Source organism: Cupriavidus sp. 01L415 (genome assembly GCF_056400065.1).
Window position 1 is genome coordinate 226,400 of the sequence record NZ_JBFTSP010000002.1, and the last position, 20,364, is coordinate 246,763.

Sequence of the window (20,364 nt, forward strand, 5' to 3'; positions counted from 1 at the left end):
CGTGACGGACGTGGCGCTCGAAACCCGCAATCTGACGATCCGCTTTGGCGGCCATGTGGCCGTCAACGCGGTGTCGTGCGTTTTCCGGCCGGGCGAGCTGACATGCATCGTCGGCCCGAATGGTGCGGGCAAGACCACCTTCTTCAACCTGATTTCCGGCCAGTTGCCACCGACGTCGGGCACCATCCTGCTGGACGGCCAGGATGTCACGCGGCTGCCGGTTTCCCACAAGACCCGTCGCGGCATCGGCCGGGCGTTCCAGCTGACCAGCCTGTTCCCGAACCTGTCCGTGCTGGAAAACGTGCGGCTGGCCGTGCAGGCGCGCCGCCAGCGCGGCATCGACCTGTTTTCGATGTGGTCCAGCCACGGCGCCGTGCAGCGCGAGGCCGAGGAGTGCCTCGCGCGCGTAGCGCTGGCCGACAAGCGCCACCAGCCCGTGGCCGCGCTGCCGCATGGCGACCAGCGCAAGCTGGAGGTGGGCATCCTGCTGGCCCTGCAACCGCGCGTCTTCATGTTCGACGAACCGACGGCCGGCATGAGCGTGGACGAAGTGCCGGTGATCCTGAATCTGATCCAGGAAATCCGGCGTGACCGGAGCAAGACCGTGCTGCTGGTGGAACACAAGATGGATGTGGTGCGGTCGCTGGCCGACCGGATCATCGTCCTGCACAACGGCACGCTGATGGCCGACGGCGATCCGGCCGAGGTGATCGCCTCGCCAATCGTGCAGCAGGCCTACCTCGGCGTGGCGCAGCCGGAAGCGGAGGTCGTCGATGGCTGACACCCCGATGGCCGACACCACGCCGGCGCAGATCCCGCCGACTCCGTCGATCCTGAAACTCGCCGATGTCCAGACGCACATCGGCCCGTATCACATCCTGCATGGCGTGAACCTGGAGGTGCCGCGCGGCGGCGTCACGATGCTGCTGGGCCGCAACGGCGCGGGCAAGACCACCACGCTGCGCACGATCATGGGCCTGTGGCGGGCCAGCGCGGGGAAGATCGAGTTCGACGGTGCCGACATCACGCGCCGGGACACGCCGGCCATCGCGCAGGCGGGCATCGCATACGTGCCGGAGAACATGAGCGTGTTTGCCGACCTGACCGTGGAGGAGAACATGCGGCTGGCCGCGCGCAGCGGCGCCATCGATGCGCAACGGCTGGACTGGGTGTTCCGCATGTTCCCGGCGCTGAAGGTGTTCTGGCACCAGCGCGCGGGCGTGCTGTCCGGCGGGCAGAAGCAGATGCTGTCGGTGGCGCGCGCGATCATCGAGCCGCGCAAGCTGCTGATCGTCGACGAGCCGACCAAGGGCCTGGCGCCGGCCATCATCCAGAACATGATCGCCGTCTTCCGCGAGCTCAAGCAGACCGATGTATCGATCCTGTTGGTGGAGCAGAACTTCCAGATGGCGCGCGCGGTGGGCGATACCGTTGTCGTGATGGACGACGGCCGCACGATGCACGCGGGCCCGATGGCGGCCCTGGCCGCGGACGAGGCGCTGCAGCAGCGGTTGCTGGGCCTGTCGCTGGCGGCGCATCAGTAGGGAGGGACCATGACGACAACGACCACCGCCTCCGACGCCTCGCCGGCCAATACCCCAGCCACCGCCACGGCCGCCACCCCGGCCGACCTCCCCAGGGTCCGCCTCGACTGGACCCCGCTGGCGCTGGCGCCCGTGCTGGCGCTCGCCGCGCTGCCGCTGGTCGGCAGTCCGTCCACATGGTTCACGCTGACGATTGCCGGCCTGGCGATGGGCATGATCATCTTCGTGGTGTCCTCTGGCCTGACGCTCGTGTTCGGCCTGATGGATGTGCTGAATTTCGGCCACGGCGCGTTCATCGCGCTGGGCGCCTACGTGGCCGCCTCCGTGCTCCTGCCGCTTGGCGCGTGGGTGGAAGCGCCGAGCCTGATGCTGAACCTCGCCGTCTTCGCGCTGGCCATCGTCGCCGCGATGGTGGCCGCCGGCGCCGTCGGCCTGTTCTTCGAGCGCGTGCTCATCCGCCCGGTCTATGGCCAGCACCTGAAACAGATCCTGATCACGATGGGCGGGATGATCATCGCCGAGCAGCTGATCAAGGCGATCTGGGGCCCGGAGACCATCGCGCTGCAAACGCCCGCGACGTTCCGCGGCGCCGTGCTGCTGGGCGATGCCGCCATCGAGAAATACCGCCTGATCGCCGTGGTGATCGGCCTCGTGGTCTTCGTCGCCATGCTGCTGGTGCTCAACCGCACGCGCCTTGGCTTGCTGATTCGCGCCGGTGTGGAAAACCGCGAGATGGTCGAATCGCTCGGCTACCGTATCCGCCGTCTGTTCATCGGCGTGTTCATGGCGGGCGCCGCGCTGGCCGGCCTGGGCGGGGTGCTCTGGGGCCTGTACCAGCAGAACATCACGGCGGCCATCGGCGCGCAGGTCAACGTGCTGATCTTCATCGTCATCATCATCGGTGGACTGGGCTCCACCACGGGCTGCTTCGTCGGCGCGTTGCTGGTGGGACTGATGGCCAACTACACCGGCTTCCTGGCGCCCAAGGTGGCGCTCTTCTCCAACATCGGCCTGATGATGCTGATCCTGCTGTGGCGGCCGCAGGGCCTCTACCCGGTGGCACGGCGCTGAACGGAAGGATGCCCACGTCATGATCCGACTCCTTTCCGGCGACTTGCCGCGCAGCCGCGTACTGACCATGCTGTTGCTCATCGTCCTGCTGGCGCTGGCCTGCGCGCCGTTTGCATTCCCCGGCGCCCGCGCGCTGAACATGGCCGCCAAGATCTGCATCTTCGTGGTGCTGGTGGCCAGCTACGACCTGCTGCTGGGCTACACGGGCATCGTGTCGTTCGCGCATACCATGTTCTTCGGCATTGGCGGCTATGGCGTGGCCATCGCGATGTCGAACATGACGCCCGGCTGGGGCGCGCTGGCCGTCGGCACGCTCTGCGCGCTGGCGGTTTCCGCCTTGCTGGCGTTCCTGGTGGGGTTGTTCTCGCTGCGCGTGCGGGCGATCTTCTTCGCGATGATCACGCTGGCCGTGGCCACCGCATTCGCCACGCTGGTCTCGCAGCTCTCCGACTGGACCGGCGGCGAAGACGGCCTGACCTTCAAGGTGCCCGAGGTGCTGACGCCCGGCTTCAGCCTGGGCGATGCCGAGTGGTTCGGCGTGGCGCTAAACGGCAAGCTGGTGACCTACTACCTGGTGTTCCTCTGCGCCGTGGCCCTGTTCCTGACGCTGTTGCGCATCGTCAATTCTCCGTTTGGCCGCGTGCTGCAGGCCATCCGCGAGAATGATTTCCGGGCGGAGGCCATCGGCTACCGCACCGTCGTCTACCGGACGGTCTCCACGGTGCTGTCGGCACTGTTCGCCACGGCGGCCGGCGTGCTGATGGCGCTCTGGCTGCGCTACAACGGGCCGGACACCTCGCTGTCGTTCGAGATCATGGTGGACATCCTGCTGATCGTCGTGATCGGCGGCATGGGCACGCTGTACGGTTCCGTGATCGGCACGGTGTTGTTCCTGCTGGCGCAGACCTACCTGCAGGACGTGATGACGCTGGCCAGCGAGGCCACGGCGGCGGCGCCGCTGGTGTCCGGCTTGCTGCACCCGGACCGCTGGTTGCTCTGGCTGGGCCTGCTGTTCGTGCTGAGCGTTTACTATTTCCCGCAGGGCGTGGTGGGCCGCCTGCGCGGACGCGCCGCCTGACGAGGGGAGGACGCGCGCCATGTATGTGATCGACTGGCTGCACAAGAACGCCCGGCGACATCCGGACAAAGTGGCGCTGGTGGACGTGGAGAGTGGCCGCCGCGTGACCTGGCGTCAGTTCGACGAGCGCGCGAGCCGCTTCGCCGAATACCTCTCGGGCCGCCTGCGGCTCCGGTCCGGGGCGCGCGTGGCCGTGCTGGCCCACAACAGTTCCGATTACCTCGAGATGCTGTACGGCTGCGCCAAGGCCGCCATGGTCATGGTCTGCCTGAACTGGCGGCTGCCGGTTGCGGAACTGGTGCCGATCCTCGAGGACTGCACGCCGGACGTGCTGGTCGCCGGCGATGGCTTCCTGTGCGTGGCCGCCGAGCTCCAGGCCACCGTGCCGCTGAAGGCCGTGCTGCACCTGGCCGATGATGAGTCCGCCGACGTGCCGACCGGCTGGACCGAGTACGAGGCGGTGCTCGCCGCCTCCTCCGGCCGCGCGATGGAAATGCCGTGCCGCGACGAGCACGAGGTCTGGCACCTGCTGTACACGTCCGGCACCACGGGCCGGCCAAAGGGCGTGATCCAGACCTATGGCATGGTCTATTGCAACGCCGTCAACGCGATGCTGGCCAACCGCCTGAGCCGCGACGACGTCTTCCTGTCGGTACTGCCGTTCTTCCATACGGGCGGGCTGAACCTGTATGCCAACCCGGTGCTGCACGCGGGCGGCACGGTCCATATCCTGCACCAGTTCGACGCCGGCCAGACGCTGCGCCAGCTCGACAGCCGCGCGGCCCCGGAAGACCGCGTGACGATGTTCTTCGCGGTTCCGGCGATCTACCTGTTCCTGAGCCAGCATCCGGGCTTCGGCCAGACCGATTTCTCGGGCATCCGCAACATGGCGGCCGGCGGATCGCCGGTGCCGCGTCCGCTGCTGGAGATGTACCTGGCCAAGGGCGTGACCATCTGCTTCGGCTTCGGCATGACCGAGACCGGCCCCACCGTGTTCGTGACCGACGAGGCCACCGCGCGCCGCAAGATCGGCACCATCGGCAAGCCGGTCGGGTCGATGCTCACGCGCATCGTCGATCCGCTGGGGCGCGACGTGGGCCCCGGTGAACGCGGGGAGCTGCTGATCAAGGGCCCGGGCGTGACGCCGGGGTACTGGAACCTGCCCGAGGCCACCGCCGCGGCCATCCGCGATGGCTGGCTGTATTCGGGCGATATCGCGTACATGGACGAGGAGGGCGACTACTACATCGTCGACCGCGCCAAGGACATGTACATCTCCGGCGGCGAGAACGTCTATCCGGCCGAGGTGGAAAACGTGTTGTTCCAGCTGCCGGCGGTGTCGGAGGTTGCCGTGATCGGCATGGCGGACGTGCGCTGGGGCGAAGTGGGCATGGCGCTGGTGGTGGTCCGCCCCGGCATGACGCTGGATGCCGACGCCGTCATCGCGCATTGCCGCGCCCACCTGGCCGGCTACAAGGTGCCGCGCCACGTGCGGTTCCTGCCGGCGCTGCCCCGCACACCATCCGGCAAGGTCGAAAAGCACAAGCTGCGCGCGCAGGCCGGCACGCGGTAGCGCACTAAGCATCCCGATTTCCCTTCGGCAGTTCGCAGTTGCAGTTCGTTTGTCTCATCCCGTTATCAGCAATCCATGGTTGTTGCGGTACCCACAGGAGACATGTCATGCAACCCCGTCACACCCCGCAGGTTCCCAGGCGCCATCGGCGCCGCACCGTCATTGCCGCCGCGGCCGCGGCCCTGCTCGCCGCGGCTTGCGGCGGCAGCGACGACAACAACAGCAACAACGACAACGGCTCGAACCCGAACAAGAGCCCGGCATTCGTGGTCGGCACCGTCAAGATCCAGAACTACGACGGCACGTCTGACGACCTGCTGACCGCCGGTCTGGGCAAGGACGGCATCGGCAGCGCCACCGCGCCGGTGCCGGCCAATCCGGCCGCACCCACGGCGGCGGAGCTGCGCCGCTACGCGATCTACAACAACTACCGCGCGATCGTCGACACCAATCCGCTGGGCGGCTACGGCACGCTCTACGGCCCCAACGTGGACGCGCAGGGCAATGTGACAACCGGGCAGGGCAAGATCGCGGGCACGGAATACCTGGCGTTTGCCGACGATGGCTCCGGCCAGCAGAACGTCACGCTGATGGCGCAGATCCCGAATTCGTTCGATCCGGCCAATCCGTGCCTGATCTCGGCGACGTCGTCGGGATCCCGCGGCGTCTATGGCGGCATCGCCGTGGGCGAATGGGGGCTCAAGCACGGCTGCGCGGTGGCCTATACGGACAAGGGCACCGGGGCCGCGCCGCACGACCTCGATACCGATACCGTGCCGCTGATCGACGGCACGCGCCAGACGCGGAGCGCCGCCGGCAAGCTGGCGCAGTTCGCCGCGCAGCCGGGCACGATGTCGCTGGCGGATTTCACGACGGCCAATCCGCACCGGCTGGCGTTCAAGCACGCGCACTCGAAGCAAAACCCGGAGGCCAACTGGGGCCAGAACACCTTGCAGGCCATCGAGTTTGCGATCTTTGCGATCAATGACAAGTTCGGCGCGACCAGCATCAACGGCACCCGGCAGGCATCGCTCACCAAGGACAAGATCCTGGTGATTGCCTCGGCCGTCTCCAACGGCGGCGGCGCGGCCATCGCCGCCGCGGAGCAGGACACCACCGGCCTGATCGACGGCGTGGCCGTGGGCGAACCCAATGTGAACCTGCCGCCGACCGCCGGCATCACGGTCAAGCGCGGCGGCGTGCAGGTGGCCGCGTCGGGCAAGCATCTGTACGACTACACCACGACGGCCAACCTGCTGTCGCTGTGCGCGAGCCAGGTGACGCTACCGGTGCCGTTCGCGGCGGGGGTGGCGCCACAAGGCGGCAACCGTTGCGCCGCGCTGGCCTCGGCCGGCAAGGTGACGGGGGGAAACATCGCGGCGCAGTCCGCCGATGCGCTGGCGAAGCTGCATCTGGCCGGCTGGGAGCCGGAATCGGACGTGCTGCATGCCTCGCTGTCGTCGCTGGAAGTGGCCAGTGCGATCTCGGCGACCTACGCCAATGCGTACGCGCGCGCCAGCGTGACCGACAAGCTCTGCGGCTACAGCTATGCGGCAATCGGCGGGGGCATCGTGCCGCTGACGATTGCCCCGGCCACGCTGAACGTGATGTTCTCCACCGGCAATGGCGTGCCGCCGGGCGGCGGCGTGACGTTGATCAACGAGAGCGCCGTGGGCGGTCCGACGCGCGACTTTGTGTCGATCACGGCGGGCACCAACGTGCAGGAAGCCAACACGCCGGGCGCGTTGTGCCTGCGGGACCTGCTGACCGGCACCTCGGCCCAGGCACTGGCGCTGCAGACCGGCATCTCGCAGACGCTGCGCAACGGCAACCTGCGCGGCAAGCCCGCGATGATCGTGCATGGCCGCAGCGATGGCCTGCTGCCGGTCAACCACACCTCGCGTCCGTACCTGGGCTTCAACAAGGTGACGGAGGGCAGCGCCAGCAAGCTGTCGTATATCGAGGTGGAAAATGGCCAGCACTTTGACGCGTTCATCGACGTGCTGCCGGGCTATGCCAACAACTTCATTCCGCTGCACGTGTACGTGAACCGGGCGCTGGATGCGGTCTACGCCAACCTGCGCAACAACACGCCGCTGCCGCCGTCGCAGGTGGTGCGGACCGTCAAGCGGGGTGGCACGGCGTCGCCGGCGCCGCAGATCCTGCCGTCCAACGTGCCGGCCATCACCGCAACCCCGCTCGTGGGCGATATGATCCTGGTCAACGGCTCAACCGTGGAGGTGCCCAACTGATGAACGCTTCCCGCCCGCGCGTGCTGGTCCAGGCGGATTTCGACCGCTTTGCCGCACTCTCGCGCGACGACAACCCGATTCATTGCGATCCGGATTTCGCCCGCACCACGCACTTCGGCGCCACGGTCGCGCATGGCATGTTTCTCTACGCGCTGCTGTGCGCGCAGATGCAACGCAGCCATCCGCGCCCCGTGCTGCCCGTGGCGCAGACGCTGATGTTCCCGCGCCCGACCTATGTCGGTGACGGCGTGGCGGCGACGCTGGGCATGCTGGACGCACCGGGGCCGCACCAGATCGCGCTGGATGCGGCGATCCGGTGCGTGCAGCGCGGGCGGGAACGATTCACCGAGTCTTCCGAGTACGTCACGGCCCACGGCGAGGCCCGCCTGCTGGTGGATGCCGACGCCGGCATGCTGGCCGACCAGCCGCGTCCGGTGCCGGCCACGGCCGGGCACGGCGCCGATGGCGGGGAAATTTCCCTGTATCACCTGAGCCTTGGGCAGGAAGCGGCGGCCGCGCGGACTTTCGGCGCGGCCGATATCGACGATTACGTCTCACTGACCGATGACGAGAACGACTACTACACGGACCCGGTGTTCGCGCGCAACCGGGGCTTCGAGGGCGCCATCGTGCCCTTGCCGCTGCTCGCGGGCATGTTCTCGGACCTGCTCGGCACCCAGCTGCCGGGGCGCGGCACCGGCTGGATGAAACAGTCGCTGCGGCTGTGCTCGCCGGCCCGGCTGGGCGAGCCGCTGACGGCTGCCGTTCGCATCGTCCGGCTGCGGGCGGACAAGGACCTGGTCAACCTGGCCACCGTCGTCACCGGCGGCGACGGCCGCGTGGTGGTGCACGGCGAGGCGCTCGTGCTGGTACGCAACCTCGAAGACAAGGCTGTCGTCCGCGCCGCCTGAGGCGCCGGGCCGGCTTCCGGCCGACCATCCCGCCGGGTGCGGTTTCAGGCACGTTTCGTCCGGCGCGGCGATCTCCACCCGCCGGCTCACGCACCGCAACATTCGTGCCTTGAAATGGCAAGACAAAGCCCTATCTTTCGGGAGTAACGTGTCCGGCAGGGCATTTGCGCGCGGTCAGCCGACCTGACCGCCGCGCCCCGCAGCAGGACACACTTTCCGAGAGAGAGGGCTCCTAATGCGACTTGATAAATTCACCACCCGGTTCCAGGAAGCGCTGGCTGATGCGCAAAGCCTGGCGCTGGGCAACGACAACCAGTACATCGAATCCCAGCATCTGCTGCGCGCCTTGCTGGCCCAGGACGACGGCGCGGCCAGGACGCTGCTGTCGCGCGCCGGCGTCAACGTCAGCGGGCTGCAAACCGCGCTGGACGCCGCGATCAAGCGGCTGCCGCAGGTGCAAGGCACCAACGAGGTCCAGGTCGGCCGCGACCTGAACAACCTGCTGAACGCCACGGAGAAGGAAGCGATCAAGCGCGGCGACCAGTTCATCGCCAGCGAGCTGTTCCTGCTCGCCGTGGCCGACGACAAGGGCGAGGCGGGTCGTATCGCCCGCGAGAGCGGCCTGTCGCGCAAGTCGCTCGAGGCCGCCATCACCGCCGTACGCGGTGGCGACAACGTCAACAGCGCCGATGCCGAATCGCAGCGCGAGGCGCTCAAGAAGTACACCGTGGACCTGACCGAGCGCGCCCGCGCGGGCAAGCTCGACCCCGTGATCGGCCGTGACGACGAGATCCGTCGTGCGATCCAGATCCTGCAGCGCCGCACCAAGAACAACCCGGTCCTGATCGGCGAACCCGGCGTGGGCAAGACCGCCATCGTCGAGGGCCTGGCGCAGCGCATCGTCAACGGCGAAGTGCCGGAGAGCCTGAAGAACAAGCGCGTGCTGGTGCTGGACATGGCCGGCCTGCTGGCGGGCGCCAAGTATCGCGGCGAATTCGAGGAACGCCTGAAGGCCGTGCTGAATGACGTGGCGAAGGACGAGGGCCAGACCATCGTCTTCATCGACGAAATCCACACAATGGTGGGCGCGGGCAAGGCCGAGGGCGCGATCGACGCCGGCAACATGCTCAAGCCGGCGCTGGCGCGCGGCGAGCTGCACTGCATCGGCGCGACGACGCTCAACGAATATCGCAAGTACATCGAGAAGGATGCCGCGCTGGAACGCCGCTTCCAGAAGGTGCTGGTGGACGAGCCGACCGTGGAGGCCACCATCGCCATCCTGCGCGGCCTGCAGGAAAAGTACGAACTGCACCACGGCGTGGAGATCACCGACCCGGCCATCGTCGCGGCGGCGGAACTGTCGCACCGGTACATCACGGATCGATTCCTGCCGGACAAGGCCATCGACCTGATCGACGAAGCCGCGGCGCGCATCAAGATGGAAATCGACTCCAAGCCGGAGGCGATGGACAAGCTCGAGCGCCGCACGATCCAGCTCAAGATCGAGCGGGAGGCCGTGAAGAAGGAAAGCGACGAGGCGTCGCGCAAGCGGCTGGAGCTGATCGAGCAGGAAATCGTCCGACTGGAGAAGGAGTATGCGGACCTCGACGAGATCTGGCGCGCGGAGAAGGGCGCCGCCCAGGGCGCGGCGGCGCTGAAGGAAGAGATCGAGAAGATCAAGGTCGAGATCACGCGCCTGCAGCGCGAGGGCAAGCTCGACAAGGTGGCGGAGCTCCAGTACGGCAAGCTGCCGGAGCTGGAAGGCAAGATGCAGGCTGCCACCAAGGCGGAGTCCAGCGAGCAGAAGCAGCCCAACAGGCTGCTGCGCACGCAGGTGGGCGCCGAGGAAATTGCCGAGGTGGTAAGCCGTGCCACGGGTATCCCCGTCGCCAAGATGATGCAGGGCGAGCGCGAGAAGCTGCTGAAGATGGAAGACCGCCTGCATGCACGCGTGGTGGGCCAGGACGAGGCCGTGCGGCTGGTGTCCGACGCCATCCGCCGCTCGCGTGCCGGCCTGTCGGACGAGAACCGGCCGTACGGATCGTTCCTGTTCCTGGGGCCGACCGGCGTCGGCAAGACCGAGCTGACCAAGGCCCTGGCCGAGTTCCTGTTCGATTCGGCGGACCATCTGATCCGGATCGACATGAGCGAGTTCATGGAGAAGCACAGCGTCAGCCGGCTGATCGGCGCGCCCCCGGGCTACGTGGGCTATGAGGAAGGCGGCTACCTGACCGAGGCGGTGCGTCGCAAGCCGTATTCCGTGATCCTGCTGGATGAAGTCGAGAAGGCGCACCCGGATGTCTTCAACGTGCTGCTGCAGGTGCTGGACGATGGCCGCCTGACGGACGGGCAGGGCCGCACGGTGGACTTCAAGAACACGGTGATCGTGATGACGTCCAACCTGGGCTCGCACCTGATCCAGTCGATGGCCGGCGAACCGCAGGACGTGGTGAAGGGTGCGGTCTGGCAGGAAGTGCGCACGCATTTCCGGCCGGAGTTCCTGAACCGGATCGACGAGGTGGTGGTGTTCCACGCGCTGGACCAGAAGCATATCGAGTCCATCGCGCGCATCCAGCTGCAACGTCTGCAGTCGCGCCTGGCGCGCATGGACATGACGCTGGAAGTTACGGATCGCGCGCTGGAGAAGATCGCCAGCGCGGGCTACGACCCGGTGTTCGGCGCACGGCCGCTGAAGCGCGCGATCCAGCAGCAGATCGAGAATCCGGTGGCCAAGGCCATCCTGGAGGGCAGGTTTGCGGCGAAGGACGTGGTGCCGGTGGACTACGTGGACGGCGAGTTCACATTTGGCGGCGCGACGCACTGAAGTCCAGAAACCGGTACCGGCCGTTTGAAACACCCCCGCAGGGCGGATGCCCTCCGGGGTTTTTTTGCGGGGTTCCGCGCCATCAAAGCCACGCCTGATACGCTTGGGCGCAGCCCCAAGCCCGGGGTTATCGCCCGACTTTGTACCGAAGTGTCACCCGTTCTGCGCCGGTTGATATGGGTCAATCCGGAGGCGGGGGTCACTGGCTAATATCCAAAACGTCATGGAGATGCGGGGGCGCTCTTCATGACTTGTCTACCCGTTTCCGGATGGAAACTTGACCCGCGACACTTCTCCAGTGCCGCGGGTTTTTTCTTTTGGGCTCGGCGTTATGGGCCCCCGTTATGGGCCCCGACTCTTCGGCCCCTTGGCGCCAGTCGGACCCTCGGCCCGCGCCATATTTCCCCGCCCCGTCCCCAAAATGCACGTCTGCCAGCCTGCCGATATGACCCGGCCAGCGGGAATGTGCATATTCCCGTCCGATCTTATGCAAATTTCGTGCTTGGATCGGCGAAACCATTCGTTCCGTTCAGATACCCCCGTCGGTAGTCTCTAAGCCTGACAGAAGCCCTGCCTCTGCGCGGGGCCGGCCAACACCGCGGCCCGCCACAGAAAGCCGCGCACATTTCACGACACCTGACGGGAGCAAGACAAGATGATTCGCAAGCTGGCCATCGGCCTCGCCGTACTTGCCGCACTCGGCGCCGCCCAGACCGCCTCGGCCAATACCAACCTGCTGAACGTGTCCTACGATCCGACGCGTGAACTGTACGTCGACGTGAACGCCGCCTTTGCCAAGGCCTGGAAGGCCCAGGGCGGCGACGCCGTGACGATCCGCCAGTCCCATGGCGGCTCCGGCAAGCAGGCCCGTTCGGTGATCGACGGACTGGACGCCGACGTGGTCACGCTGGCGCTCGGCTACGACATCGATGCCATCGCGGAGAAAGGCCTGCTCAAGCCCGACTGGCAGAAGCGCCTGCCGCACAACGCCTCGCCGTACACCTCGACCATCGTGTTCCTGGTGCGCAAGGGCAACCCCAAACACATCAAGGATTGGAACGACCTGGTCAAGCCGGGCGTGCAGGTCATCACCCCGAACCCCAAGACCTCGGGCGGCGCGCGCTGGAACTACCTGGCCGCGTGGGGCTACGCGCTGCGCCAGCCGGGCGGCAACGAGGCCCGCGCCAAGGAATTCGTCGGCGCGCTGCTCAAGAACGTGCCTGTGCTGGATTCCGGCGCGCGCGGCGCCACCACCACATTCGTTGAGCGCGGTCTTGGCGACGTGCTGATCGCCTGGGAAAACGAGGCCATCCTGGCCGTCAAGGAACTGGGTCCGGACAAGTTCGACATCGTCGCGCCGTCGATCTCGATCCTGGCCGAGCCGCCCGTGGCCGTGGTCGACAAGGTCGTGGACAAGAAGGGCACCCGCAAGGCGGCCGAAGCCTACCTGCAGTTCCTGTACACCGATGAAGGCCAGGAAATCGCGGCCAAGAACTACTACCGTCCGATTTCCGAGAAGATTGCCGCCAAGTACGCGGCCAGCTTCCCGAAGGTGAAGCTGTTCACGATCGATGAAGCATTCGGCGGCTGGCAGAAAGCCCAGAAGACCCACTTTGCCGATGGCGGATCGTTCGACCAGGTCTACCAGCCGGGCAAGAAGTAAATCCGGCGCGGGGGTGTTGCCACGCGCGGCGCCCCCGCCCACCTGATGAAGGGAGCCCTCGATGTCCGCCATCCTGTTTCGCATTGCCTGCCGGCGATGTCCCGCCTGACCTGAATCCCTTGCGCCGCCGCGCCTGACCGCGACGCGCTCCCCGGTAACCCGCTGACGCTTCTTGCCGCGCCACGATGCACTGACATGCACCGCGCCGCCGGCAGGGCCCCGTGTTGCCCGCCGAACCCGATTCTTCTCCCGGACCGCATTCAAGGAATCTCGCATGACATCGCCCACGCTGACCCCGTCCGCACTGACCCCACCCGATACCGGCCACCGTGCCGACAAGCTGCCTGCCACGACATCGCTGCGCCGCCGCCTGCTGCTCGGCGCACTGGTGATCGCCACCGGACTGGCCTATGGCCTGCTGGCCACGCCAGTGCAGGCGCAATCGCAGACCGTCCATCCCAAGCTGCTGCGCATCGGCTACCAGAAGTACGGCACGCTGACGCTGCTCAAGGCGCGTGGCACGCTGGAAAAGCGCCTGGCGTCGCAGGGCATCACCGTCAAATGGACCGAATTCCCGGCGGGCCCGCAATTGCTGGAAGGGCTGAACGTGGGCGCGATCGATTTCGGCACCGTGGGCGAGGCCCCGCCGATCTTTGCGCAGGCTGCCGGCGCGCAACTGGCCTACATCGGCAATGAACCGCCCGCGCCGACCGCCGAGGCGATCGTCGTGCCGAAGGGCTCCGGCCTGAAAACCGTCGCGGACCTGCGCGGCAAGCGCGTGGCGCTGAACAAGGGTTCCAACGTGCACTACCTGCTGGTGCGCCAGCTCGAGCGCGTCGGCGTGGCCTATAGCGAGATTCAACCCGTGTATCTGCCGCCCGCCGATGCGCGTGCCGCCTTCGAGCGCGGCGCCGTGGACGCGTGGGTGATCTGGGACCCGTTCCTGGCGGCCGCCGAAAAGCAACTGGGCGCGCGCGTGCTGGCCGATGGCCGCACCACCGACGGCAAGAACGTGGTCAGCAACCATCAGTTCTATCTGGCCTCGCGCCCCTACGCGCAGGCCCGGCCAGACATCGTGACGACGATCCTCGACGAACTCGCGCTACTGGGCGCGTGGGCGGAGAAGAATCCGAAGGAGACCACCGCGGTGCTGACGCGCGAAACCGGCCTCGATGCGGCCGTGCTGGAACTGGCCGTGTCGCGCTTCTCCTACGGCGCGAAGCCCGTGACGGCTGACGTGCTGGCCGAACAGCAGCGTATCGCCGACGCCTTCCAGACGCTCCGCCTGATTCCCAAGCCGATCCGGGTGGCCGATGCCGCGTGGGTGCCGCCCGCGTCGCCCACGTCGCCCGCGTCAATCTCGTCGACGGGATCGCCCGCAGCGTCAGAGCAGGCCCGGCGCTGACCCCCAACACCTCCGGCAACAAGGCACACGACATGCAAGTCTTCTGGTTCATTCCCACCCACGGCGACAGCCGCTACCTTGGCACATCCGAGGGCGCGCGCGAGGTCAGCTTCGACTATCTCAGGCAGGTGGCCGTCGCCGCCGACACGCTCGGCTATGAGGGCGTGCTGATTCCCACCGGCCGCTCGTGCGAAGACCCGTGGGTCGCCGCATCGGCGCTGGCGGCGGTCACGCGCAATCTCAAGTTCCTCGTGGCCGTGCGTCCGGGACTGATGACGCCGACGCTCGCCGCGCGCATGGCGGCCACGTTCGACCGCGTGTCCGGTGGCCGGCTGCTGGTCAACCTCGTCACCGGCGGCGATGTGGCCGAGCTGGAGGGCGACGGGCTGTTCCTCGATCACGCCGCGCGCTACGAGGCGTCGGCGGAGTTCATCCGCATCTGGCGCGACGTGCTGGCGGCCAGCCACGACAGCGGCGAGATCAATTTCAGCGGCAAGCATCTGACCGTGAAGGGCGCCCGCGTGCTGTACCCGCCCGTGCAGCGACCGCACCCGCCGGTGTATTTCGGCGGATCGTCGGAAGCCGCGCACGACCTGGCCGGCGAACAGGTCGATACCTATCTGACATGGGGTGAGCCGCCTGCCGACGTCGCCAAGAAGCTGGCCGACGTGCGTGCCCGGGCCGCGAAGCATGGGCGCACGGTGAAGTTCGGCATCCGCCTGCATGTGATCGTGCGCGAAACCGATACGGCAGCCTGGGCTGCGGCGGAAGACCTGATCAGCCGCCTGGACGACGAGACCGTGGCGCGTGCGCAGGCCGTCTTCGCCAAGATGGACTCGGAAGGGCAACGCCGCATGGCGGCACTGCATGCCGGCGGCGCAAGGCGAACGCGCGAGGCGCTGGAAATTAGCCCGAACCTGTGGGCTGGCGTGGGCCTGGTGCGCGGCGGCGCGGGCACGGCGCTGGTCGGCGACCCGAAGACCGTGGCCGCACGCATCGAGGAATACGCGGCGCTGGGCATCGACACCTTCGTGCTGTCCGGCTACCCGCACCTGGAGGAGGCCTATCGATTTGCCGAACTGGTCTTCCCGCTGCTGCCGCGCGCCGTGCGAGACAAGCTGCCGGGGCAGGTGCTGTCCGGCCCGTTTGGCGAAGTCATGGCGACCGGCATCGTGCCGCGCGCGTCGCAGAGCTAAGGGGAGGGCCGCAGCATGTCCGCTCCCATTCACCACGCCAGCCCGCCCGTTGCCGCCGCGCCGCGCCGGATCGACTGGCGACGCATCGCCAGCGTGGTATCGCCGTGGATCGTGCCGGTGCTGCTGATCGTGGTCTGGCAGGCTGCCTCGCAACTGGGCTGGCTGTCGAACCGCGTCCTGCCGGCGCCGCTGGCCGTCGTGGAGGCCGCGTGGACGCTGGCTGCCTCCGGCGAGCTGTGGCGGCACGTCTGGGTCAGCACATGGCGCGCCGTGGTCGGGCTGGCCGTGGGCGGCGGGCTCGGCCTCGTGCTGGGCCTGTTGACCGGCACGTTCCGCACCGCCGCCACGCTGCTAGACAGCACGCTGCAGATGGTCCGCAACATCCCCACGCTGGCCTTGATTCCGCTGGTGATCCTGTGGTTCGGCATCGACGAGACCGCCAAGTTGTTCCTCGTGGCGCTGGGCGTGTTCTTCCCGGTCTACCTGAATACCTATCACGGCATCCGTGCCGTGGACCCGGGCCTCGTGGAGATGGCGCGCAGCTATGGCCTGTCCGGCTGGCGCCTGTATCGCGAGGTCATCCTGCCCGGTGCGCTGCCCAATATCCTGGTGGGCGTGCGGTTTTCGCTGGGGCTAATGTGGGTGATCCTTATCGTGGCCGAGACCATCTCGGCGCAGTCCGGCATCGGCTACATGACGATGAACGCGCGCGAGTTCCTGCAAACCGACGTGGTGCTCGTGGGCATCCTGCTCTATGCGCTGCTGGGCAAGCTGGCCGATGTGCTGTCGCGCGCGCTGGAGCGGTTCTGGCTGCGCTGGCACCCGGGCTACCAGGCCTCATGATGAACACGGAGAACACCATGCACACCCATCCGGTGGAACAGGCCGCGCTGGCCTACCTCGAAGCCGGCCTCGCCGCGCGCGCACCATCGCGCCCCGCCGCACGGCCGACGCACCCCACGGGCGGGCTGGCGCTGCGCGTGGAGCAGGTGGTCAAGCGCTACAACGGCCGCGAGGTCCTGCACGGCATCGAGCTTGCCGCCGCGCCGGGCGAGTTCGTGGCGATCGTGGGCCGTAGCGGCTGCGGCAAGAGCACGCTGCTGCGACTGGTCGCGGGGCTCGAAGACACCGACGGCGGCGCCGTCACGCTCGACAGCCAGCCCGGCCGCACCTTGCAGGAAGACATCCGCGTGATGTTCCAGGACTCGCGCCTGCTGCCGTGGAAGCGCGTGCTGGACAACGTGGCGTTGGGGCTGCCGCGTGCGCGACGCGACGATGCGGCGGCGGTGCTGGCGCAGGTCGGCCTGGCCGAACGTGCGGGCGAATGGCCGGCGCGGCTTTCCGGCGGCCAGCGGCAACGCGTGGCCCTGGCCCGCGCGCTGGTGCATCACCCGCGTCTGTTGCTGCTCGACGAACCGCTCGGCGCACTGGACGCACTGACGCGCATCGAGATGCAAGGGCTGATCGAATCGCTGTGGCGGCGGCTCGGATTCACCGCGCTGCTGGTGACGCATGACGTGTCGGAGGCGATTGCACTGGCCGACCGCGTGGTGTTGATCGAGGACGGCCGCATCACGCTCGACCAGCCCGTGGCACTGGCGCGGCCGCGTCAGCGTGGCGACGCGGCGTTCGCGCAGCTGGAGGAAGCGGTGCTGCGGCGAGTGATGCGACACGCGTCCGCGCCGGACAGGGCCGATGCCATCGACGCCGCCAATGAGGCCGGTCTATCGGACCTGTCTGATGTGCGCGATGTGCCCGAAGCGTGGCGAGAGACCACCACCACCGCGGACTGGTCGCGCGGGCGCACGGTCGAGCAGGTGGCCTGGGCAGTCTGAAACGCGTTTCACCCCGATGACGCGATGCTTACACCACCGCACATCGACATTACGGAATCTTCATTCACCCTCTGCAAAGGAGCTTCTATCATGAGCATTCAGGCGATCAACGTTCGTAACCAGTTTCGCGGCAAGGTTGCCGCAATCATCGAAGGCCCGGTGGTTTCCGAAGTGGATGTGGAGACGCCGGCCGGCATCGTCACCTCGGTCATTACCACACGCTCCATCAAGGACCTCGGACTCAAGCCCGGCAGCGAGGTCGTGGCGCTGGTGAAGGCGACGGAAGTGTCGCTCGCCAAGCTTTGAATCTCGCCCGGCCCGCCTCGGCGGGCCTGACGACCCTGATACGCACGCACCCATGACCACCTCGACGTCCCACCATGCACCGGCCCGGACGGCCACCAGCCTGGCCACTTCGGCAGCGCTGGAACATTACCTGGAATCCCTGCCCCGTGAACCTGTGCCCGGCCGCGAGCTGTGGCGCGATGCGCATGGGCAGGTGCAGGGGCAGTACTTCAACTGTTCGCTGACCAGTGCGTTCGAGCCACTCGTGACCCTGGCGGAGCGCGAAGTGGTGGCCTATGAAGGAACCATCCGCACCTATGCCGAGGACGGCATGGGGCTGGCGGCGTGGAAGCTATTTGCGATGGCTGCCGACGACGCGGCACTGGTGTCGCTGGACCGCCTGTCGCGCCTGGTGCACGCCATCAATTACTTCTCGGCGGCGGGCACGCACAAGCTGGTGCTTAACGTGCACAACCGGCTGCTGGCCGCCGTGGCCGATGATCACGGCGCCGCGTTCCGGCGCGCGCTGGAATCGCTCGGGCTGCCGATCGATCGTTTCGTGATCCAGGTGCCGGCCAGTGCCAATGACGACCTGCCGCTGTTGCTGCATGTGGTGGGCAACTACCGGCGCAACGGGTTTGCCGTGAGCCTGCAGGCCTCCGATCCGGCCGAAGCCGGTGCGTTGATGGCGCACGCACTGCCGGACTGGCTCAAGCTGGATATGCGCCGCACCTGGACCGACCGCCAGCTGGCCGGCCTGCGCGCCAGTGCGGAAGGCGCCGGCGTGACGCTGATTGGCCGCAGGCTACAGGACGACGTGGCCGTCGAGCGCTTGCAGAACGCGGGGATTGTGCTGGGGCAGGGCGTCGGCGTGGCCGGCGGTCCGGTGCCGGCGCGCCACCTGCACGCGTACGCACCGGCGACGACGCCCAGGGAGCCCGCATGACCGCGACCATTCTGTCTTTTTCGACCGAGACCCACGCCGCGCCACGGCTGTCCGTGCCGCGTGGGTTGCAGATCCTGACCGCGCCAGGCCTGCACGGCAGCGGCCCGGCGCACTGGCAGAGCCGCTGGGAGGCGCGGCATCCGGACTGGCAGCGCATCGAACAGCATGACTGGGGACGCCCAAGCCTGCATCTGTGGGCGGAGCGCATCTCGGAAGGCGTCTCGCGCGCGCAGCGCGTGGCATCGCGCGGCGCGGTGTTGGTTGCCCACAGCTTTGGCTGCTTGGCCACGCTCCGGCAGGCCTCGCTGGATCCGGTCGGCATCGCGGGAGCGCTGCTGGTGGCTCCCGCCGATCCGGACAAATTTGGCGTGGGGGCGCTGCTGCCTACCTGGCGGCTGCCGTTTCCGACGATTCTCGTCTCCAGTCAGGACGATCCGTGGATGCATCAGCGCACGGCGTTCAGCTGGGGCACGCTATGGGGCAGCGAACTGGTCGATGCGGGCACGCTAGGTCATATCAATGCCGATTCCGGTCTCGGCGAGTGGCCTGAAGGTCTCGCCTTGCTCGACACATTGCTGCAGCGGATCGATTCCGCAGGCCAGGTGTCGGCCTCAGGTGATGGATCTGACACCTGGGAAGCCTCTGCCGTGGTCACCTCGGCCGTTCCTTATATCTAAACCGTCTAAAGACATACGGAAAGATTCGTTCTGTTTATAAGGGCGCATCTGCAAAATTTGTCTCGTAGGCCGGTGCCTTATGCGCCGGCTTCATAAGAACGCCCCCGGGCACGGCGAGCCAGCCGGCCCCGGCCCTTATCAGACGAGACGACATGCCTCCCTCCCTTTCCCTGGCGGATGCGCCGCCGCCCTCGGCGCCGCGCGCGCCAGACACGGTGCGCCGACCCAACGGCACCGCCAGTCAGCGATTCACCGTGCTGCCGGGCTTTGGCCTGTCGCTCGGCTTCACGATCTTCTACCTGACGCTGATCGTACTGATTCCGCTGTCGGCCACGTTTCTGAAGACGTTCACGATGACGTGGGCGGCGTTCTGGAGCACCGTCACGAACCCGCGCGTGGTGGCGTCGCTCGAGCTGAGTTTCGGCGCGTCGCTGGTGGCGGCCATCATCAATACCGTATTTGGCCTGGTCGTCGCCTGGGTGCTCGTGCGCTACCGCTTTCCGGGCAAGCGCCTGATCGATGCGCTGGTCGACCTGCCGTTTGCGCTACCGACGGCGGTGGCCGGCATCGCGCTGACGGCGCTGTACGCGGGCAACGGCTGGATCGGCAAATACCTGGAGCCACACGGCATCAAGGTGGCCTTCACCCCGCTGGGCATCGTGGTGGCATTGACCTTTATCGGCTTGCCGTTCGTCGTGCGCACGGTGCAGCCGGTGCTGGAAGACGTGGAGCGCGAACTGGAGGAAGCGGCCGCCAGCCTGGGCGCGAGCCGCCTGCAAACGTTCTGGCGCGTGATCCTGCCGGCCATCCTGCCGGCGCTGCTGACGGGCTTTGCCTTGTCGTTCGCACGGGGCACGGGCGAGTACGGGTCGGTGGTCTTCATCTCCGGCAACATGCCGATGGTCTCCGAGATCGCCCCGCTGATGATCTATTCGAAGCTGGAGCAGTATGACTACGCCGGCGCCACCGCCGTGGCCGTGGTGATGCTGGTGATCTCGTTCGCACTGCTGCTGCTGATCAACCTGCTGCAGGCCTGGACGCGCCGCCACCAGACTGGTGTCCGCGCGGCGGCGCTGCCCGACGGCAACGCGGAGGTGAACTGAC

General features: G+C 67.4%; 17 protein-coding genes. All 17 read left to right on the top strand.

Going from position 1 to position 20,364, the window contains the following annotated elements; all coding sequences use genetic code 11:
• Window position 1 precedes the first annotated feature (1 nt).
• The 17 genes from AC1DOX_RS06335 (at window position 2) to cysT (ending at window position 20,363) form a co-directional block, all read left to right on the top strand.
• On the top strand, window positions 2–781 hold the full coding sequence (locus AC1DOX_RS06335; RefSeq protein ID WP_441614985.1) for an ABC transporter ATP-binding protein: 780 nt from the start codon (window positions 2–4) through the stop codon (window positions 779–781).
• The gene (locus AC1DOX_RS06340) at window positions 774–1,544 is read left to right on the top strand and encodes an ABC transporter ATP-binding protein (RefSeq protein ID WP_477101237.1); all 771 of its coding nucleotides are present in this window, start codon (window positions 774–776) and stop codon (window positions 1,542–1,544) included. The genes AC1DOX_RS06335 and AC1DOX_RS06340 overlap by 8 nt, the downstream gene beginning before the upstream one ends.
• Window positions 1,545–1,553: 9 nt before the next feature.
• The gene (locus AC1DOX_RS06345; protein WP_441614981.1) at window positions 1,554–2,615 is read left to right on the top strand and encodes a branched-chain amino acid ABC transporter permease; all 1,062 of its coding nucleotides are present in this window, start codon (window positions 1,554–1,556) and stop codon (window positions 2,613–2,615) included.
• Window positions 2,616–2,634: 19 nt separating this feature from the next.
• Complete coding sequence (locus AC1DOX_RS06350) at window positions 2,635–3,693, top strand: branched-chain amino acid ABC transporter permease (RefSeq protein WP_441614979.1); 1,059 nt, start codon at window positions 2,635–2,637, stop codon at window positions 3,691–3,693.
• Window positions 3,694–3,712: 19 nt separating this feature from the next.
• Window positions 3,713–5,266, top strand: coding sequence for an acyl-CoA synthetase (locus AC1DOX_RS06355; RefSeq protein ID WP_441614977.1), 1,554 nt, complete (start codon window positions 3,713–3,715; stop codon window positions 5,264–5,266).
• Between the two features lie 107 nt (window positions 5,267–5,373).
• A complete protein-coding gene (locus AC1DOX_RS06360) occupies window positions 5,374–7,518 on the top strand; it encodes a 3-hydroxybutyrate oligomer hydrolase family protein (protein ID WP_441614975.1) in 2,145 nt (714 codons plus the stop codon).
• Window positions 7,518–8,429, top strand: a complete 912-nt coding sequence (locus tag AC1DOX_RS06365) for a MaoC/PaaZ C-terminal domain-containing protein (protein ID WP_441614973.1) — start codon at window positions 7,518–7,520, stop codon at window positions 8,427–8,429. Before AC1DOX_RS06360 ends, AC1DOX_RS06365 begins: the two co-directional genes overlap by 1 nt.
• A gap of 235 nt (window positions 8,430–8,664) precedes the next feature.
• Window positions 8,665–11,253 (top strand): ATP-dependent chaperone ClpB, encoded by a 2,589-nt coding sequence (clpB, locus tag AC1DOX_RS06370; RefSeq protein ID WP_441614971.1) that lies wholly within the window; start codon window positions 8,665–8,667, stop codon window positions 11,251–11,253.
• Between the two features lie 655 nt (window positions 11,254–11,908).
• Window positions 11,909–12,916, top strand: coding sequence for a sulfate ABC transporter substrate-binding protein (locus AC1DOX_RS06375; RefSeq protein WP_092134113.1), 1,008 nt, complete (start codon window positions 11,909–11,911; stop codon window positions 12,914–12,916).
• 274 nt (window positions 12,917–13,190) lie between these two features.
• Window positions 13,191–14,321, top strand: coding sequence for a sulfonate ABC transporter substrate-binding protein (locus AC1DOX_RS06380; RefSeq protein ID WP_441614968.1), 1,131 nt, complete (start codon window positions 13,191–13,193; stop codon window positions 14,319–14,321).
• Window positions 14,322–14,353: 32 nt separating this feature from the next.
• Window positions 14,354–15,517, top strand: a complete 1,164-nt coding sequence (gene ssuD, locus AC1DOX_RS06385) for an FMNH2-dependent alkanesulfonate monooxygenase (protein WP_441615066.1) — start codon at window positions 14,354–14,356, stop codon at window positions 15,515–15,517.
• A gap of 15 nt (window positions 15,518–15,532) precedes the next feature.
• Window positions 15,533–16,360 carry an aliphatic sulfonate ABC transporter permease SsuC gene (gene ssuC / locus AC1DOX_RS06390; RefSeq protein ID WP_441614966.1) on the top strand — a complete coding sequence of 276 codons (828 nt, stop codon included), beginning with the start codon at window positions 15,533–15,535 and terminating at the stop codon, window positions 16,358–16,360.
• Between the two features lie 17 nt (window positions 16,361–16,377).
• Window positions 16,378–17,352 (top strand): ATP-binding cassette domain-containing protein, encoded by a 975-nt coding sequence (locus AC1DOX_RS06395; RefSeq protein ID WP_441614964.1) that lies wholly within the window; start codon window positions 16,378–16,380, stop codon window positions 17,350–17,352.
• Between the two features lie 90 nt (window positions 17,353–17,442).
• Complete coding sequence (locus tag AC1DOX_RS06400; RefSeq protein ID WP_092134105.1) at window positions 17,443–17,658, top strand: TOBE domain-containing protein; 216 nt, start codon at window positions 17,443–17,445, stop codon at window positions 17,656–17,658.
• 52 nt (window positions 17,659–17,710) lie between these two features.
• A complete protein-coding gene (locus AC1DOX_RS06405; RefSeq protein ID WP_441614962.1) occupies window positions 17,711–18,583 on the top strand; it encodes an EAL domain-containing protein in 873 nt (290 codons plus the stop codon).
• Window positions 18,580–19,260: an RBBP9/YdeN family alpha/beta hydrolase gene (locus AC1DOX_RS06410; protein WP_441614960.1), complete on the top strand. Its 681-nt coding sequence runs from the start codon at window positions 18,580–18,582 to the stop codon at window positions 19,258–19,260. The genes AC1DOX_RS06405 and AC1DOX_RS06410 overlap by 4 nt, the downstream gene beginning before the upstream one ends.
• Window positions 19,261–19,412: 152 nt before the next feature.
• On the top strand, window positions 19,413–20,363 hold the full coding sequence (gene cysT / locus AC1DOX_RS06415) for a sulfate ABC transporter permease subunit CysT (protein ID WP_092134101.1): 951 nt from the start codon (window positions 19,413–19,415) through the stop codon (window positions 20,361–20,363).
• Window position 20,364 lies beyond the last annotated feature (1 nt).

What these genes read in the sequence shown, in the direction of transcription:
- AC1DOX_RS06340 (WP_477101237.1), top strand. Translation starts at nt 774, where the DNA reads ATGGCTGACACCCCGATGGCCGACACCACGCCGGCGCAGATCCCGCCG.
- AC1DOX_RS06345 (WP_441614981.1), top strand. Translation starts at nt 1,554, where the DNA reads ATGACGACAACGACCACCGCCTCCGACGCCTCGCCGGCCAATACCCCA.
- AC1DOX_RS06350 (WP_441614979.1), top strand. Translation starts at nt 2,635, where the DNA reads ATGATCCGACTCCTTTCCGGCGACTTGCCGCGCAGCCGCGTACTGACC.
- AC1DOX_RS06355 (WP_441614977.1), top strand. Translation starts at nt 3,713, where the DNA reads ATGTATGTGATCGACTGGCTGCACAAGAACGCCCGGCGACATCCGGAC.
- AC1DOX_RS06360 (WP_441614975.1), top strand. Translation starts at nt 5,374, where the DNA reads ATGCAACCCCGTCACACCCCGCAGGTTCCCAGGCGCCATCGGCGCCGC.
- AC1DOX_RS06365 (WP_441614973.1), top strand. Translation starts at nt 7,518, where the DNA reads ATGAACGCTTCCCGCCCGCGCGTGCTGGTCCAGGCGGATTTCGACCGC.
- clpB (WP_441614971.1), top strand. Translation starts at nt 8,665, where the DNA reads ATGCGACTTGATAAATTCACCACCCGGTTCCAGGAAGCGCTGGCTGAT.
- AC1DOX_RS06375 (WP_092134113.1), top strand. Translation starts at nt 11,909, where the DNA reads ATGATTCGCAAGCTGGCCATCGGCCTCGCCGTACTTGCCGCACTCGGC.
- AC1DOX_RS06380 (WP_441614968.1), top strand. Translation starts at nt 13,191, where the DNA reads ATGACATCGCCCACGCTGACCCCGTCCGCACTGACCCCACCCGATACC.
- ssuD (WP_441615066.1), top strand. Translation starts at nt 14,354, where the DNA reads ATGCAAGTCTTCTGGTTCATTCCCACCCACGGCGACAGCCGCTACCTT.
- ssuC (WP_441614966.1), top strand. Translation starts at nt 15,533, where the DNA reads ATGTCCGCTCCCATTCACCACGCCAGCCCGCCCGTTGCCGCCGCGCCG.
- AC1DOX_RS06395 (WP_441614964.1), top strand. Translation starts at nt 16,378, where the DNA reads ATGCACACCCATCCGGTGGAACAGGCCGCGCTGGCCTACCTCGAAGCC.
- AC1DOX_RS06400 (WP_092134105.1), top strand. Translation starts at nt 17,443, where the DNA reads ATGAGCATTCAGGCGATCAACGTTCGTAACCAGTTTCGCGGCAAGGTT.
- AC1DOX_RS06405 (WP_441614962.1), top strand. Translation starts at nt 17,711, where the DNA reads ATGACCACCTCGACGTCCCACCATGCACCGGCCCGGACGGCCACCAGC.
- AC1DOX_RS06410 (WP_441614960.1), top strand. Translation starts at nt 18,580, where the DNA reads ATGACCGCGACCATTCTGTCTTTTTCGACCGAGACCCACGCCGCGCCA.
- cysT (WP_092134101.1), top strand. Translation starts at nt 19,413, where the DNA reads ATGCCTCCCTCCCTTTCCCTGGCGGATGCGCCGCCGCCCTCGGCGCCG.